This window comes from Bernardetia aquimarina (genome assembly GCF_042180575.1).
In the GTDB taxonomy this organism is placed as follows: domain Bacteria; phylum Bacteroidota; class Bacteroidia; order Cytophagales; family Bernardetiaceae; genus Bernardetia.
In genome coordinates this window covers 4900001-4916308 of record NZ_CP170094.1, presented here as the reverse complement: position 1 = coordinate 4916308, position 16308 = coordinate 4900001, and the positions used below count along the sequence as shown (strand labels likewise).

Below are 16308 nucleotides of genomic sequence, written 5' to 3'. Positions count from 1 at the left end.
TGAAAAATCAAAACAAGGTTTGGCTAAGTGCAGTGCTGAAATTAAAGTTTTCGTTTTTTTTATCCGCTACTGCTCATACACTAGACCGTTATATACAAATTTGAAAAATATCAATTAAATAAACAAAAAATGAGTACAATTAGACTAGGAGATGAGGCTCCAAACTTTACAGCGCAATCAACGGAAGGTGAAATTAATTTTCATACTTGGTTAGGTAATGGTTGGGGAATATTATTTTCTCATCCAGCAGATTACACACCAGTCTGCACAACAGAACTTGGAACTGTTGCAAAATACAAAGCTGAATTTGATAAAAGAAATGTTAAAGTAGCAGCACTAAGTGTTGATGGATTAGAATCTCATCATGGTTGGATTAATGATATTAACGAAACACAAAATACTACTGTTAACTTTCCAATTATAGCTGATGAAGATAAAAAAGTGGCAACACTCTATGATATGATTCATCCTAACGCAGATAACAAACTGACAGTTAGATCTGTATTTGTAATTGGATCAGACAAAAAAGTAAAATTAACAATTACTTATCCTGCATCAACAGGTAGAAATTTTGATGAATTACTACGAGTAATTGATTCATTACAATTAACTGCTTATCACAAAGTTGCAACGCCTGCCAACTGGAAAAATGGTGATGACTGTGTGATTGTTCCTGCAGTTTCAAATGATGAGATACCAAATTTATTCCCGAAAGGACATACAGAGATTAAGCCTTATTTAAGACTAACTCCTCAGCCAAACTTGAACTAATATTAGTATATAACATTGTATAAAGGGCATTGAAACGCCCTTTATACTTATCCATTATGGGTAATTTTAGAACAACACTACTCAACATTCAAAACAAAGTTCAAGCAAACCACATCTTGAACTCAATCAAAACAGAAAACCTTGAATTGAAAGTTAATTTTGATTTCAACGAGACTGAAAAAGCATATCCTTGTGAAACACATTTTGACAAGTGTAAAGAATTTAAGCTATAGTTACGAAATATTGCAAGACAAAGTTTGCATCTAAAAAATAATGGCAATGACAGAATTTTGGGAAGAAGCATTTAAGGACAAGCAAGAAATGTGGGGTTTAGAACCCACAAAATCTACCGTTTTGACAAAAGATTTTTTTGTTGAGCATAAAATTAAAAACATTCTAATTCCAGGAATTGGCTACGGAAGAAATGCACAAATTTTTATAGACAGTAGAATGAACGTAACAGGAATTGAAATTTCACAGACTGCCATTGATTTAGCTCAAAAACATTTTGGAAACGACCTGAACATTTTCCACGGTTCTGTAACTGAAATGCCTTTTGACAACAAATTCTATGACGGAATATTTTGTTATGGATTGGTTTACTTACTGAACAGAGACGCAAGAAAGAAACTCATTCAAGACTGTTTTAACCAACTCTCAGAAAATGGATATATGGTTTTTACGGCTATAACAAAAGATGCCCAAACTTATGGACAAGGAACACAGATAAGTAAAGACCGATTTGAAATGTTTGGTGGTGTTAAAATTTTCTTTTACGACCAAGAAACCATAGAAGAAGAATTTGGGAACAGTGGACTTTTTGAAGTAACGGAAGTGAGGGAGAATTACCCATTTCATTTAATTAAGTGTAAAAAAAATGTGTAGGAATTTGCTAAAAATCCGTAGATGAGAATATCTACTCAATAGAGTTAAAAGAAGAAAAAGGTTTATTGCAATCAAGTGATTATAAAGAAGTTTGGGATACTATTATTCCTTTACTGGCATAATATTAAATTATAATAAAAATATGGACAAGAATAAAAGTACAGATATATCTCCTGTTGATAAGGAGGTTTCAGAAATGAGTAATTTAGAAAAGTTAGAAGTAATGCAAAATTTTGTGGCTAACCTCACACAAAATAATGTTGGGTTGGATGCAGATATAGCAGAGATGGTTGATACTCATTTTCATGAATTATTTTAATTATGCCCACTTGGCTACGATTAATTTAATACTCTTCATTTTTTGCTTTATAGCAAAGTTATAGTCAGCTTCAAAACACTACTTCATCTCACTCACCTTCTAGAACGCCATCACAACGAGCGTTTCTACGCCTAAATGAACCACCTTCCTCAATGGAAACAAATCAAAAAGGAATTGAATGAATTTGTTTTTTGAAGCCTCTCATTAACACCCCTTAACAAACTCTAAAAAATATAATAATTCTAAGTTTTTGAAAAACAATAGCTTATAAAGTAATTGATTTTTTTAATGTAAAATCTGTAATTACGAAGTGTTTTTTGTCATTAAGTATATAAGGAAAATATAATTTACCAAGACTACTTAAATAATTTAAGTAGTCTTTTCCTATTGTATTTCTATCTACCAAATCACTAACTCTCCGAACTTAGAATACTTTTTATTTTTATGAAAGCATTTTTACGACATTGGAAAACTTAAATAATAAAAAAACATCTCCAATACAACAAACTATTGTATTTTTGCAAGCTGACAGCATTTTTGATAATTATAAAACTAAAAATAATGTTGTAAATGGCAATCATCATAACATTATTAATCAATCAAAAAAATTAAGTGATATTTATCAGAGCAATCATTCTGTAGAATTGGAAGTAATAAAAAAAGAGAATGAATTTCTTAGGGATGAAGTAGAATTTTTAAAGTACCAATTGGAGGTTACTCAAAATCTACTAGACAAGGCTCTAAATAAAAAGTAAATTTTCTGAGTTCTAAAGGATAAACTAATAAGGTTTTTGTATATTCCTATTCCCTTACACAACCCTTTATTCAAAATGAGAAAATTGTTTATCCTTTTGCTTGTGTTTTTTTGCTTTACCATTATTTCAAAGGCACAAACCTTAAACGAGCAAATTCGAACTTTTAAGCAAGAGCAAAAAAACTTAGAGCAAAAACTAAGCACTACAAAAAGCCACTTAGACAGTCTCAAACTTCTCAAAATTGTTTCAGACTTAAATAGCGTTGGTCTACCAAAATCTGAATTTAAAGATGAAGTAATTACACATTCAGCAATGATACTCGCTTATACTGAAGAATATGAACAGGCGAGATGGGTAACACACATCATTACTCCAGATATTGTTCAAACAAGTTTTGGTAGAAGTAATGATTTTAGAGAAGACGAAAAAGTTAGTACAGGTTCTGCCAAGCAAGAAGATTATTTTTTAGTAGATACTTTAGAGAATGGAAAACTAGAATACGATGGTTTTGGATATGACAGAGGGCATTTAGCTCCATCTGCTGACTTTAGATGGTCAGAAAAAGCACTTTCTGAATCATTTTTATATTCCAATATGAGTCCTCAAAAAGCCGAATTTAATAGAGAAATTTGGGCGCATTTAGAAGATGCTTTGAGAGGGTATGTTATCAAAAATAATACTCCACTCTATGTAGTTACTCTTCCTATTCTCAATAAAAATTTATCAAAAATAGAACGAGGAGTTAATAAGGTAGCTATCCCAAAACAGTATGCTAAAATAGCTATTGATCTAAAAAATAAGCGTGGTATTGCTTTTTTACTTCCCAATGCTGCTTCCACATCATTACTAACCACATTCACAACTTCCATTAACGAGATAGAAAAACTAACACAGATAGATTTCTTTTCAAGTATTGATGATGAATTAGAAAATAAACTGGAATCAATGACTGAAGGCAAAGATTGGATACCGAGTGATGAACAACAAGATGTAGAGTCAATAGCTGTTATGTCTTTACCGAAAGGTTATTTCAATACGAATCAAGCGAAGTACAAGACAAAATCCAATAAGAAAGTGACTATCTGTGGAACAGTTGTCAGTACCAAATTATCAAGCAAAGGAAATATTTTTATCAATTTAGATAGAGCCTTTCCCAATCAAGTTTTTACAGTTTCTATTTTTGCAAAAAACGTCAAAAACTTTCCATACAAACCTGAAGAATATTTGAAAGGAAAAACGATTTGTGTTACTGGAAAAGTTTCAGAATTTAATGGCACGCCAAGTATGAGTGTTGAGAATGGGAAAAGTATTTTTTTATATGAAGAGGAAGAAGAGTAAATTTGTAGCTCATCTTTACTAAAAAACAATATGTCTTCAATTTCTACAGAAAAACTATTTGCAAATACCATTGCTTCGAATGCTTCTATTCAGGCGCACCTTGAAATTATTTTAAAGAACCAAGCCGAGATTCTTTCAAAAATGACAGGAGAAGATGAGCAGGTCTTATTAAGTGCTTTCCAATTTGACGTGAGCAATAGAACACAGCAGATTAAGAATGAAATGTTGAGGAAGTTGACTAATGAAGAAGAATGAATATTTTTCATACCTATACTTGTTTTTCATTTTATAAATTTTATTTTATATGGGTATTTTTTAGTTAGAAAAGGATTTGAACTGTCTAACTGAAGGTATATTGATAAATATTTCTTATTTAACTTTTGCACCCTATACTGCCCCCTTATTTCAATACACCTTACTTAACACCCTGTTAATCAAGTATTTACATTAAAATATATTAATCCTGAAGGAATCACTAAACCAAAGGCATATACAGCAGTATATGCCTTTTTTTTGCTTTAAAGCGTGTTTTTCTAGCAATCTAAAGCTATATAACTTTAGATTGCTAGAAAAACACCTTTTTTAATCACTGACACCAATGACAAATGTTGTTATGAACCAAGCAAAAACAAATATTACTAGTAACTCTGTCCTTTCTGATAGAAGATACAAATTAATGTTATCTTTTTCATACAAAAAGAAAAGGTTAAGAATGGATACAAAGTCGTTGAAAACTATGGTAAAACCAAGCCGAAACTAAAGACTAACAACAGCTTTTTTACTTTTTTATCAAATAGGAAGGCCAACAAAAACGCAAAAATAAAATACACAAAAATATCATAAAAAAAGACTTCAACTGAACTATGTCAATTAAAGTCTTTTTGTATTCAAAATCTCACTACTAAAATCTAATTTCTATTTTTTTTACTCTTCAATAGAATTAAAATCAAAAGTTTCTAAGAATTTGGTTGTAAAATCTCCTTCTTTAAATTTTGGATGATCCATGAGTTTCAAATGAAATGGAATTGTTGTTTTTATTCCTTCAATTACAAACTCTTCTAACGCTCTTTTCATTCTTACGATGGCTTCTTCTCTTGTCTGTCCGACAGAAATAAGTTTTGCAATCATTGAATCATAATGAGGAGGAATTGTATAACCAGCATAGACATGAGAATCAACACGAATACCATGCCCTCCTGGGATATGAAGATGTGTAATTTTACCTGGGGAAGGACGGAAACCTTTTCTTGGGTCTTCAGCATTAATTCTACATTCAATACTGAATGATTTTGGATAATAATTTCTACCCGAAAGAGGCATTCCAGCAGCAAGTTTTATTTGTTCTTTTACCAAATCAAAACTTGTAACTTCCTCTGTAATAGGGTGTTCTACTTGAATACGGGTATTCATTTCCATAAAATAGAATTTCTTGTATTTATCTACCAAAAATTCTACTGTTCCTGCGCCTTCATAATTGATAGCCTTTGCAATCGCTACGGCAGCATCTCCCATTTCATCACGCAATTCTTGTGTCATGATAGGCGAAGGAGTTTCTTCTACCAATTTCTGATGACGACGTTGAATAGAACAATCTCTTTCAGACAAATGGCAGGCATCACCTTTTCCATCTCCAAAAATTTGTATTTCTACGTGTTTTGGCTCTACTACAAATTTTTCTAAGTACATCGCACCATTTCCAAAAGCAGCTTCAGCTTCTTGAGTTGCAGAATCCCACGCTTTCTGAAATTCAGACTCTTCATTGATGATGCGCATTCCTTTTCCACCACCACCAGCAGTTGCTTTGATGATGACAGGATAACCCACTTCTTTAGCTTCTTTCATTCCTTGTTCGATGGATTTCAAAAGTCCTTCAGACCCTGGAACAGTCGGAACACCAGCAGCTTTTACAGTTGCTTTTGCAGTCGCTTTATCACCCATTCGGTCAATCATATCTGCACTTGCTCCGATAAATTTTATATCGTGTTCGGCACAGATAGCAGAAAATTCAGCATTTTCAGATAAAAAACCATAACCAGGATGAATTGCATCTGCGTTTGTAATTTCGGCAGCAGCAATTATATGAGGAATTTTGAGATAAGAATCTTTACTAGGGGCAGCACCAATACAAACAGCTTCATCGGCAAAACGAACATGTAGGCTTTCTTTATCAGCAACTGAATAGACAGCAACTGTTTTGATTCCTAATTCTTTACACGTTCGAATAATACGAAGGGCAATTTCTCCTCTATTGGCAATTAATATTTTGTTAAAAAGTTTCACGCTTTAATCAGTTATCCTCATCAGTTATCAGTTACCAGTTATCAGTTACCAGTTAAATACAAAAATTGATTTATTAGTTTTGATAAAATGATAATAATGAACTAAAGACGGTTTATGAATGAAAAAATTAAAATGATTTTCTGTGATACTTATAAATTGTGAATATTTAATTATAAACTAATAATTTGATGATAAAAAATGTATTTGCATTCATTTATCACTAACAACTTATAACTTATCACTAAAAATTAGTTTGGTTCGATTAAGAATAAAGGTTGGTCATATTCTACTGGAGTAGCATTTTCTACGAGTACCTTTACAATCTTACCCGAAACATCAGATTCGATTTCATTAAATAATTTCATTGCTTCGATAATACAAATTGTTTCACCTTCTTTAATAGAATCGCCTACATTTACAAAAGGAGGAGTTTCTGGATTAGAAGAACGATAGAATGTTCCTATCATTGGAGACTTGACAGTAATGTAATTTCCTGTATTTGCTGGTTGTGCTTCTTCTTTTTTTGCTTCTACTTGTGGTGTAGTGGTAGGAGCTTGTGTTTGTTGTGCAACTTGTTGTTGAACTGGAGCAGGGATTTGCTGTGTATATTGTTGAACAGGCTGTGTAGAAACTACATTTTCTGCACTTCTTTTTACACTAACCTTAAATTTATCAGTTTCTATTTTTACTTCTTCTAATCCTGTTTGATTAATAAATTCGATAAGTTCTTGAAGTTCTTTTGGTTTCATGCTCATAAAATATGGCTTTTAGTGTGAGTAAAATCGTGTTAGGTCAAAATGAATACTTTTTTATTCATTTTTTGTTTAATGCCCTAAAAATAGAAATAAAAAACGGTTTTTGAGAAGTATCTTATCAAAATACTTTCAAAAACCATTTATTGAATCTATAATAGGCTTATTTATTACGAATACGTTCCATATAAGAACGCTCTGCTGTATTTATTTTTATCAAATCGCCTTCACCAATAAATAAAGGAACTTGAATTTCTGCACCTGTTTCCAAAGTAGCTGGTTTGGTAGCATTGGTAGCTGTATCTCCTTTTACTCCTGGTTCGCTATAAGTAACCAAAAGCTCTACATAACCTGGAACTTCACAAGTCAAAATTTCCTCTGTTTCGGCGTGTACCATCATTTCTACAATCATTCCCTCCTTCAAAAACTCTGAACGCTCTATCATATCAGCAGCGACGAAAGTTTGTTCATACGTATCTTTGTGCATAAAGTGAAAACTATTATCATCTTGATACAAATATTGATACGGACGACGCTCTACACGTACAGTAGTAATTTTGTGTCCTGCCGAAAATGTATTATCAAGTACACGTCCTGTAACTACATTTCTCATTTTGGTACGTACAAACGCAGGACCTTTACCTGGTTTTACGTGTAAAAACTCGGTGATTATATAAAGTCCATTATTGAATTCAATACAAAGACCATTTCTAATATCTGAAGTACTTGCCATAATTTTTTTAATAAATCTTCCTTAGCTATATTTTTAGTCAAAGAAGATAGTAAAGACAAACTGAAAATTTATAAAGTGCAAAATTAAGAAAAGTAGTTGAGAGTTTGGTAATTATGAGATAAAAAAAATAGTTTGAAAATTTAACTATATATAAAATGACTCACTTTATGAAACAGTATCTATTCTTTGCATAAAATCACATAAAAACCTCTACTTCTCGTTATTCCTTCCCAATTTCCCATTCTTTATCTCGTCAAAACAATATAATCTTGCAAAACGGTATGTAAAAACTGTTTTGTTTGTTGTGGGCTAGTAAATTTTTCCCCTGAAATATCTAGTCTTTTGGCTGCTAAAGTAGCTGTCTGTTGAAGTAATTTATATGTTTCCTTTTGTTTTGGAAAACGACTAGCACGATTTAGAATAGTTTTGATAGAGAGCATTTCTTCCTCTGAAAAAGAAATAACTCGCTCATAGGTAGGTTCATAATTTCTGAAAGAACGAATATTTAGAAGCTCTTTCATATTTACATGCTGCGTAGATTTTACTTTTATTATTGTTGTTCCTGCCAAAATATCTCCCAAACGTTGTCCTTTTTCAGTTCCTGTTATTAAAAGCACAGCCAAAGCTCCCGAAGAAAACATAATATCGACCATTCTGAATGCCCAACGCATAAAATAATCTGAAAGTGACGGAATATCGCCATTGAGTTTGACTACACGAATTCCCATCGCTCTTTTTCCTATACTTTGTCCATTAAAAACAATCTCACAAAAAAGAGAATAAAAAAACCATAAAGGTAAAATAACAAGAAAACTAAAGAAAGTATAGGCTAAATCTGACCAACCCACAGCATAAATCAACCAACTAAATAGCAGGTATAAAATAATGTTAGCAAGAATAAGAATAGCTAAATCTAAAACCCAAGCAATAATACGTTGAACCGTAGAAGGTAATTCGTATTCAATAGTTACGTTTTGAGAAGTGCGAATAGAAATGGTTTTCATATATTTACGAAATAATTAATAGTTATCAACAAGTAGTGGTTAATTATTTAACCTATTTTTTTGAAATTAGTTAAGTCTTAATTTTATAAATAAAGACAAGACAGAATTTAGTTATCTAATAAAAAATCTTGTTTTTTGTGATTTTTGCTCTAAATGAAAGATTTTAGTTTACAAATTAGTAAATTAATTAGTATTTTGTAGTTTATACGCAAAAATGATAAGAAAAAAGTAGAGTAGAGCAAGAAAAAAATATTTTTTCTTAGCTATATCATTCACTCGCCGTTGTTGGTATATCCACCAATGACAAAATATATAAAATAATGAGAGAAAATATTTTTATAGAACAAAATAAAGAAAAATGGCAAGACTTTGAGCAATTACTCAAAGACGACCAGCGTAATCCAGACAAACTTAGTGAATCTTTTGTCGAAATTACAGATGACCTTTCTTATGCACGTACATTTTATCCTAATCGTTCGGTGCGTTTGTATCTAAATGGTATTGCACAACAAATATTTAGAGATGTTTATAAAAATAAGCGTGTCAGATGGCAAAAACTAATAGATTTTTGGACAACTGATTTGCCTGCAACTATGTATATGATTCGAAAAGACCTTTTAGTTTCTTTTCTTATTTTCTTTGGTGCTTTGTTGATTGGTGTTTTTTCTACAGTACAAGATATTGACTTTGTAAGGGTTATTTTGGGAGATGGTTATGTCGATATGACTGAAAGAAATATTGCTAATGGCGACCCTATGGCTGTTTATAAAAGTAGTAATGAGATAACCATGTTTTTTGAGATTACTTTTAATAACCTACGAGTAGCCTTGATGAGTTTTGTGATGGGGGTATTTTTCTGTGTAGGAAGTATTTTTGTTTCAATTTATAATGGAATAATGCTGGGTTCGTTTCAGTATTTTTTCTATGCTAAAGATGTGATGATAGATTCTCTTTTTGCTGTTTGGCTACACGGAACACTTGAGATTTCGGCGATTGTTATTTCTACGGCAGCAGGCATTACGATGGGAAAAGGGTTGCTTTTCCCCAAAACACTTAGTCGTTTGGAGTCCTTTCAGATTAGTGCAAGGCGTGGAATGAAAGTAATGGTAGGACTTGTTCCTGTGATTATTTTGGCAGGATTTATTGAGAGTTTTCTTACTCGTTATACAGAGATGCCTTTGGTTATTCGTGGGACACTAATTTTGGTTTCGCTTCTCTTTATGGTGGGTTATTTTGTTGTTTATCCTTATGTTTTGGTAAAGACGAAGAAGATAACACTCCCTGTTCAAAAATTACCTGAAACGAGTGAAGACAGTGAATTTGAGCTTTTTCAGATACGTAGTCTTGGAAATATCTTGACAGAATCAATGATGATTCATAGAAGACATTTTGTTCCAATTTTTAATATTTGTGCTGTTTTATTATTTCCACTAGCTATTTTGATGTATCTTTTAGTATTTAAGGATATTGCAAATTTTGATTTTCCTCGTGATATAAAATACAAAGTGACAGAGTATTATTTACTTATAATTACAGGAAATTATATTTCAAGTATTCCATTTATGGTAGCTCATGCGCTTATTTGGACAGTTGGTTTAACAGCTCCTTTCTATTTTTTCTCTGAAACTATAACACAAGAATCTAGAAAAATAGAGTGGTCAGTTAGAAACTTTGGTTTGTTTTTGCTCAAACATGGCTATAAATCACTGCTTGTGGTACTATTACTAAAAGCGATTGTTTTTTCTAGTCCTTATATGATATTTGCAGCTCTTTTAGTTGTTCCATTGATGTTATTTTGGTTATACACTTGGACTACTCAAACAAAGAATCCTTTTAAAGCCTTTGGTAGAGCTTTAAAATTATTCTTTTTTCAACCTATGGATAGTTTTATGATGCTTGCCATTGCGCTTTCAGTAGGTTTTGTTTATTTTGTTCTTCTCAACTCTGGTTTGAGTGGATTTTTTATTGGAGTTTTGGAAATGCACTTTTTAAAAGGCGAAACTTTTGTTCTCAAAATAGCACAGGTAGTGTACTTTTCGGGTCTGATGACGGTAACATTTATTATTGTTCCTTTATTCGTTTATTCTATCGGAATACAATATTTTAGTATAATGGAGCGTGCCGAAAATACTACACTCAAGAAACGTATTGAATCATTAGAAGTAGAAGAGTAATTTTTTATAAAATGTATGTCTCAAAAAATGCTTACAAAAATCTAATAATTTGATTTTTGTAAGCATTTTTTCACCCTAGAAAGAATATTTTTAAGCACCAATAAGTGTCATTCCACCATCAATGTTATACTCTGAACCTGTAATATAAGAAGCGTCATCAGAAGCCAAAAAGCTAACTAACTTAGCAACTCCTTCTGACGTACCAATTCTTTTGAGTGGAATTCCATCCACTACTGAAGCCTTAAAACCAGCTACTTGTTCGTCATTCATTCCTGTTTTATTGAAAATTGGAGTTTCGGTAACACCTGGATTTACAGCATTGACACGAATGTTTTTAGAAGCTAATTCGGCTGCTGCTGTTCTTGTAAATGAATTTAGAGCTGCTTTCGTGGCTGCATAAATGATAGTAGAAGGCATTCCTGTATAAGCATTTACCGAAGAAAGATTAATAACTGATGCACCTTCACTCAGAATAGGCAAAAACTTTTGAAGTGTAAAAACAGCTCCTTTGAAGTTGATATCCATTTGGTTATCATAGACTTCTTCTGTAATCTGTCCTAAATAAGAGGGAATAAAAATGCCTGCATTGACAAACAAAATATCTACTTTTCCATGTAATTCCTTTACTTTTTCTACTAAAGAATCAAGATGAGAAAGATTTGCTTGGTCAGCTATAATTCCTTCTACTCCTAATGTTTGTGCAGCTTTTTCTACTTTTTCGGTATTTCTACCTGTAATGATTACTTTTGCTCCTTGTTTTAAAAACTCCTCTGCTGTGGCATAGCCTATCCCACTATTTCCACCTGTAACAACGGCAATTTTCCCTGCTAATGAATTACTCATAAAATAAATGAATTTAAAAATTGAATAAAAAATGAAATAAATATCTTGTGTAGATATATTTTAGAACGAACGTTCCAAAACAAGGTTTTTGTTTTTATCTACTTTAGTATTTATTAACAAAAAAGTGTAATTTTATTCTTCAATTAAATGACTCATTTACTTTATTAATGCAGCACTTTTACAAAATGCTGCGTACAGATAAATAGAAAGAATAGATTCAATAAAATTTCTTTTTACCCTTTTATTTTTTAGTATTTACCTTTCAGAATTTCCCCAAATTCTAAATTTATTAATTGTTATATACCATTCATTTATTCCTCACACTTTTTGTATTAAAGTTATGTATCGAAAATTTACTTTACCTTATTTCAATTTATCTAGTTTGCTTTGTTTTCTAGTTATTTTTTCAGTCCTGTTTTTCTCTAGTTGTGAAAAAGATGATTGTAGTTATTCTTATATTTCTTATGAGCCAGTTTTTATGAGTTATGACGAATTTCGAAGTATTCCTGTGGAGCTTCAAAATCCACGTCCTTTAAAAAATGTAGGCAAAATTTATTTTTATAATAGATATTTATTTATTAATGAAATCAATAAAGGAATTCATATCATTAATAATTCTAATCCAGCAAATCCTATTCAAGTAGGTTTTCTGAATATTACGGGTAATGTAGATATGGCAATTACTGGAAATATTTTGTATGCTGATAGTTATACTGATTTATTAGTAATTGACTTGACAGTTGTTACAAACCCTCAACTTCTTCAACGCATAAATAATACTTTTAATAAACAAATTTTTGGAGATAATGGCTATGCAGACCCAAACTATGGTGTTGTAGTAGCTTGGGAAGAAAAAGAAGTTGTTGTTACAAATGATTGTACAGGAAATGACCTTGTTTATGAAGACCAAAACGGATTTCCACAAGGAAGTGGCAACCCAAATGCAGGTGTTGCAGGTTCGATGGCTCGTTTTGCTATTACTCAAAATTATCTTTATACACTGAATGGCGATAATTTAAAACCATATTCTATTATTAATCCTATTTTTCCAGAAGCTAAACAAGAGATAGAATTAGGATGGGGAATTGAAACACTATTTCCTTATACTAATAATTTATTTATTGGTTCTCAAAGAGGAATGCACATTTATAATTTGGATCTACCAAGTCAGCCAAGGTTTGTTTCTACTTACGAACACATAACAAGTTGCGACCCTGTGGTAGTTTCTGAAAATACAGCTTATGTAACTCTTCGTAATGGAACAAATTGTAGAAGTGGAGTGAATGAACTTCATTTGATAGATATTTCCGATTTAGAAAATCCATCTTTAATCAATACACAACCCATGACAAACCCCTATGGTTTGGGTGTAGATTCAAAATATAGAAACAAAACACTTTTTGTTTGTGATGGAGATGCAGGTTTGAAGGTTTTGAATGTTACTAATCCATTGAATGTCCAACAAATTGGTGCAGATGCTTCAATAAATGGATATGATGTAATTGCTCACAATGATATTTTGATGATGATAGGGAAAGATGGTTTGTATCAATACGATTACCAAAACCCAGAAAATTTGCACCTTTTGAGTATTATTCCAACAGAATAAAGTTAGAAGTAGAAAAACTTTAGAACTTTTTTAACGTTCCTATATTGATTACACCAATTGATATAGGAATTTTTTCTATAAAATAAAATAGAATTAAATTATGGCACGAAAAAAACAATTTGAAGAGCAGGAGATATTAGAAAAAGCAACCAATTTATTTTGGAAACAAGGATTTCATGCTACTTCTATTCAAGATTTAGTGAATCATTTAAAGATAAATAGAGCAAGTTTGTATGATACTTTTGGAGGAAAAGAAGAGTTGTTTAATAAAGCATTAGAAAATTATAGAAATCAAAATAAAAAAGCAATAAAAACTTTTTTAGATAATCAACCATCTGTAAAAGAAGGCTTGAAAAATTTGTTTTTGCTTGCAATAACAAGCGAAAAAGAAATTCAAGAAAATGGTTGTTTTGTTATTAATTGTATGACAGAACTTATTCCAAATAATGATAATATGTTAGAAATAGCCATTCAAAATAAAGAGGAATTTGAATTTTTTGTTGTTGAATATTTGAAAAAAGGTATAAAAAATGGAGAAATTTCTTCCCAAAAAAATATAGAATCAATTGCTTCTTTTCTGTTTATGTTTTATAGTGGATTAAAAGTAGTCGGAAAAATAAATCCTAGCAAAAAAGAATTAGAAAAAACGATTGAAGTGGGGTTATCTGTTTTGTAATTTTTCAAAAATTATCAATACGATTTTCTGGTGCAATATCGTAAAAAACGGTAAAAATCATCTAAGAATAAACAGAAGTATCTTTGTAAAGCTTGTTCAAATTTATCTGTAATTAACATGACCTCGGTATTAAAAATGTTCTAAAATCCTTCTCTATGCACTATGAAAGCTACTTTCGATCTGCTCTAACGAGACTGACCTTGACCTACTTTTAATCAAGGTAAGCCCGAAAGGGCAGTACCGATGATTGAAAAAATAGCATAACTAATTGACAGTCAGTAAGTATAATACCAAGTTCACGTTAATTATAAAGATTATCTAATCTAAATACAAAGATTTTTTAGAAAAATACATGCTTTTTCAAAGAAAGAATAAAATTACATTAAGTATTTTGAATTAATTGACAAACTATTTATCATATTTTTTACAACCTGACAACATTTTACACAAAAAAAAGCCTTTATAACTACTTAGTTACAAAGGCTTGTAATTTTTGTTTCCAACACAAATACATTTTATTATGTATCTGTCCATATAAGGACGGGCGATGACCTACTCTCCCACGAATAGCGCAGTACCATCGGCGCAATAGGGCTTAACGGCTCTGTTCGGAATGGAAAGACGTGTACCCCTATGCTATAATCACCCTTTTTCTTCTGTAAATACATACAGTCGTATGTATCTACCAATTTCTTAAAAAGTTCTTTAACAAAGTAAGGTGTATAGTACATTCTAAAAACTACGACTGCTTGTTTGCATATCAAACAGCCTACACTAACAAAAGACTACTGAGAAATTAGTATTGCTCAGCTCCATTTATTTCTAAACTTCCACCTGCAACCTATCTACGTCATCATCTATAACGTCTCTTAAGGGAAATCTCATCTTGAAGTCAGTTTCGCACTTAGATGCTTTCAGTGCTTATCTGTTCCAAACGTGGCTACTCAGCTATGCAGTTAGCACCACAACTGATATACCAGAGGTTTGTCCAACTCGGTCCTCTCGTACTAAAGTCAGATCTTCGCAAATTTCCTACGCCCACAACAGATAGAGACCGAACTGTCTCACGACGTTCTGAACCCAGCTCGCGTGCCACTTTAATGGGCGAACAGCCCAACCCTTGGGACCTTCTCCAGCCCCAGGATGTGACGAGCCGACATCGAGGTGCCAAACCTCCCCGTCGATATGAGCTCTTGGGGGAGATCAGCCTGTTATCCCCGGAGTACCTTTTATCCTTTGAGCGACGGCCTTTCCACACAGAACCGCCGGATCACTATGCCCTACTTTCGTACCTGCTCGACCTGTTTGTCTTGCAGTCAAGCTTCCTTATGCCATTACACGCTACATACGATTACCAACCGTATTGAGGAAACCTTGGGAAGCCTCCGTTACACTTTCGGAGGCGACCACCCCAGTCAAACTACCCACCACGCACCGTCCCTTTATTCAAGGTTAGATGACAAATACAGAAAGGGTGGTATTTCAACAATGACTCCAACACGCCTAGCGACGCACCTTCAAAGTCTCCCACCTATCCTACACATTCTGTATTCAACAACTATGCGAAGCTATAGTAAAGGTTCACGGGGTCTTTTCGTCCCGTTGCGGGTAATCGGCATCTTCACCGATACTTCAATTTCACCGGAATCATGGTTGAGACAGTGTCCAAGTCGTTACACCATTCGTGCAGGTCGGAACTTACCCGACAAGGAATTTCGCTACCTTAGGACCGTTATAGTTACGGCCGCCGTTTACTTGGGCTTCGATTCAAACCTTCGGATTACTCCTAAGCTCCCCTCTTAACCTTCAAGCACCGGGCAGGTGTCAGGCATTATACTTCATCTTACGATTTCGCAATGCCCTGTGTTTTTGTTAAACAGTCGCTTGGACCTTTTTATTGCAGCCGCTTATATCGCTATAAGACGGCACCCCTTCTCCCGAAGTTACAGGGTAAATTTGCCTAGTTCCTTAACCATGAATCTTCCGAGCGCCTCAGGATTCTCTCCTTGACTACCTGTGTCGGTTTGCGGTACGGGCTACTTAAATTAACGCTAACGAGGATTTTCTTGGAAGCTATTATGTAGATTATCAACGCCCCCGAAGGTTTGTCGTACTATTGCCTAATCCAATCTCTAGCGGATTTACCTACTAAAAACCTTTGCGTTTCGG

14 protein-coding genes and 2 rRNA genes (1 of these 16 running past the window's edge) are annotated in these 16308 nt (G+C 32.7%); 9 read left to right on the top strand and 7 right to left on the bottom strand.

The features are described from left to right. The first annotated feature begins 129 nt into the window (after window positions 1–129). From ACE193_RS21000 to ACE193_RS20975, 6 genes are all read left to right on the top strand, one after another. On the top strand, window positions 130–771 hold the full coding sequence (locus ACE193_RS21000; RefSeq protein WP_375560163.1) for a peroxiredoxin: 642 nt from the start codon (window positions 130–132) through the stop codon (window positions 769–771). Window positions 772–1050: 279 nt separating this feature from the next. After that, window positions 1051–1656 carry a class I SAM-dependent methyltransferase gene (locus ACE193_RS20995; protein ID WP_375560162.1) on the top strand — a complete coding sequence of 202 codons (606 nt, stop codon included), beginning with the start codon at window positions 1051–1053 and terminating at the stop codon, window positions 1654–1656. Between the two features lie 142 nt (window positions 1657–1798). Next, the gene (locus ACE193_RS20990; RefSeq protein WP_375560161.1) at window positions 1799–1975 is read left to right on the top strand and encodes a hypothetical protein; all 177 of its coding nucleotides are present in this window, start codon (window positions 1799–1801) and stop codon (window positions 1973–1975) included. Between the two features lie 464 nt (window positions 1976–2439). Beyond that, the gene (locus ACE193_RS20985) at window positions 2440–2730 is read left to right on the top strand and encodes a hypothetical protein (RefSeq protein ID WP_375560160.1); all 291 of its coding nucleotides are present in this window, start codon (window positions 2440–2442) and stop codon (window positions 2728–2730) included. 75 nt (window positions 2731–2805) lie between these two features. Then, window positions 2806–4068, top strand: a complete 1263-nt coding sequence (locus ACE193_RS20980) for a DNA/RNA non-specific endonuclease (RefSeq protein ID WP_375560159.1) — start codon at window positions 2806–2808, stop codon at window positions 4066–4068. A 30-nt stretch (window positions 4069–4098) separates the two neighbouring features. Then, the gene (locus ACE193_RS20975) at window positions 4099–4323 is read left to right on the top strand and encodes a hypothetical protein (protein ID WP_375560158.1); all 225 of its coding nucleotides are present in this window, start codon (window positions 4099–4101) and stop codon (window positions 4321–4323) included. Between the two features lie 669 nt (window positions 4324–4992). On the opposite strand, the gene accC is transcribed toward ACE193_RS20975, so the two are convergent. The 4 genes from accC to ACE193_RS20955 all read right to left on the bottom strand — a co-directional run bounded on the left by accC (window position 4993) and on the right by ACE193_RS20955 (window position 8837). Then, window positions 4993–6348, bottom strand: a complete 1356-nt coding sequence (accC, locus tag ACE193_RS20970; RefSeq protein WP_375560157.1) for an acetyl-CoA carboxylase biotin carboxylase subunit — start codon at window positions 6346–6348, stop codon at window positions 4993–4995. 248 nt (window positions 6349–6596) lie between these two features. Further along, window positions 6597–7097 carry an acetyl-CoA carboxylase biotin carboxyl carrier protein gene (gene accB, locus ACE193_RS20965; RefSeq protein ID WP_375563374.1) on the bottom strand — a complete coding sequence of 167 codons (501 nt, stop codon included), beginning with the start codon at window positions 7095–7097 and terminating at the stop codon, window positions 6597–6599. A gap of 166 nt (window positions 7098–7263) precedes the next feature. Next, complete coding sequence (efp, locus tag ACE193_RS20960) at window positions 7264–7833, bottom strand: elongation factor P (protein ID WP_375560156.1); 570 nt, start codon at window positions 7831–7833, stop codon at window positions 7264–7266. A 245-nt stretch (window positions 7834–8078) separates the two neighbouring features. Next, window positions 8079–8837: an RDD family protein gene (locus ACE193_RS20955; RefSeq protein WP_375560155.1), complete on the bottom strand. Its 759-nt coding sequence runs from the start codon at window positions 8835–8837 to the stop codon at window positions 8079–8081. Window positions 8838–9157: 320 nt separating this feature from the next. Between ACE193_RS20955 and ACE193_RS20950 the strand changes: the two genes are divergently transcribed. Further along, window positions 9158–11011, top strand: coding sequence for a stage II sporulation protein M (locus ACE193_RS20950; protein ID WP_375560154.1), 1854 nt, complete (start codon window positions 9158–9160; stop codon window positions 11009–11011). Window positions 11012–11101: 90 nt separating this feature from the next. Here the strand turns inward: ACE193_RS20950 and ACE193_RS20945 are convergent, their stop codons facing one another. Beyond that, a complete protein-coding gene (locus ACE193_RS20945) occupies window positions 11102–11854 on the bottom strand; it encodes an SDR family NAD(P)-dependent oxidoreductase (protein WP_375560153.1) in 753 nt (250 codons plus the stop codon). A gap of 340 nt (window positions 11855–12194) precedes the next feature. On the opposite strand from ACE193_RS20945, the gene ACE193_RS20940 reads away from it, so the two are divergent. Then, window positions 12195–13463: an LVIVD repeat-containing protein gene (locus ACE193_RS20940; RefSeq protein WP_375560152.1), complete on the top strand. Its 1269-nt coding sequence runs from the start codon at window positions 12195–12197 to the stop codon at window positions 13461–13463. A 100-nt stretch (window positions 13464–13563) separates the two neighbouring features. Next, entirely contained in the window at window positions 13564–14139 is a 576-nt protein-coding gene (locus ACE193_RS20935) for a TetR/AcrR family transcriptional regulator (RefSeq protein ID WP_375560151.1), read from the top strand. 539 nt (window positions 14140–14678) lie between these two features. Here the strand turns inward: ACE193_RS20935 and rrf are convergent. Together rrf and ACE193_RS20925 are read right to left on the bottom strand one after the other, a co-directional pair. Further along, window positions 14679–14789 (bottom strand): 5S ribosomal RNA (gene rrf, locus ACE193_RS20930). A gap of 125 nt (window positions 14790–14914) precedes the next feature. Next, window positions 14915–16308, bottom strand: a 23S ribosomal RNA gene (locus ACE193_RS20925); it runs 1495 nt beyond the window's last position.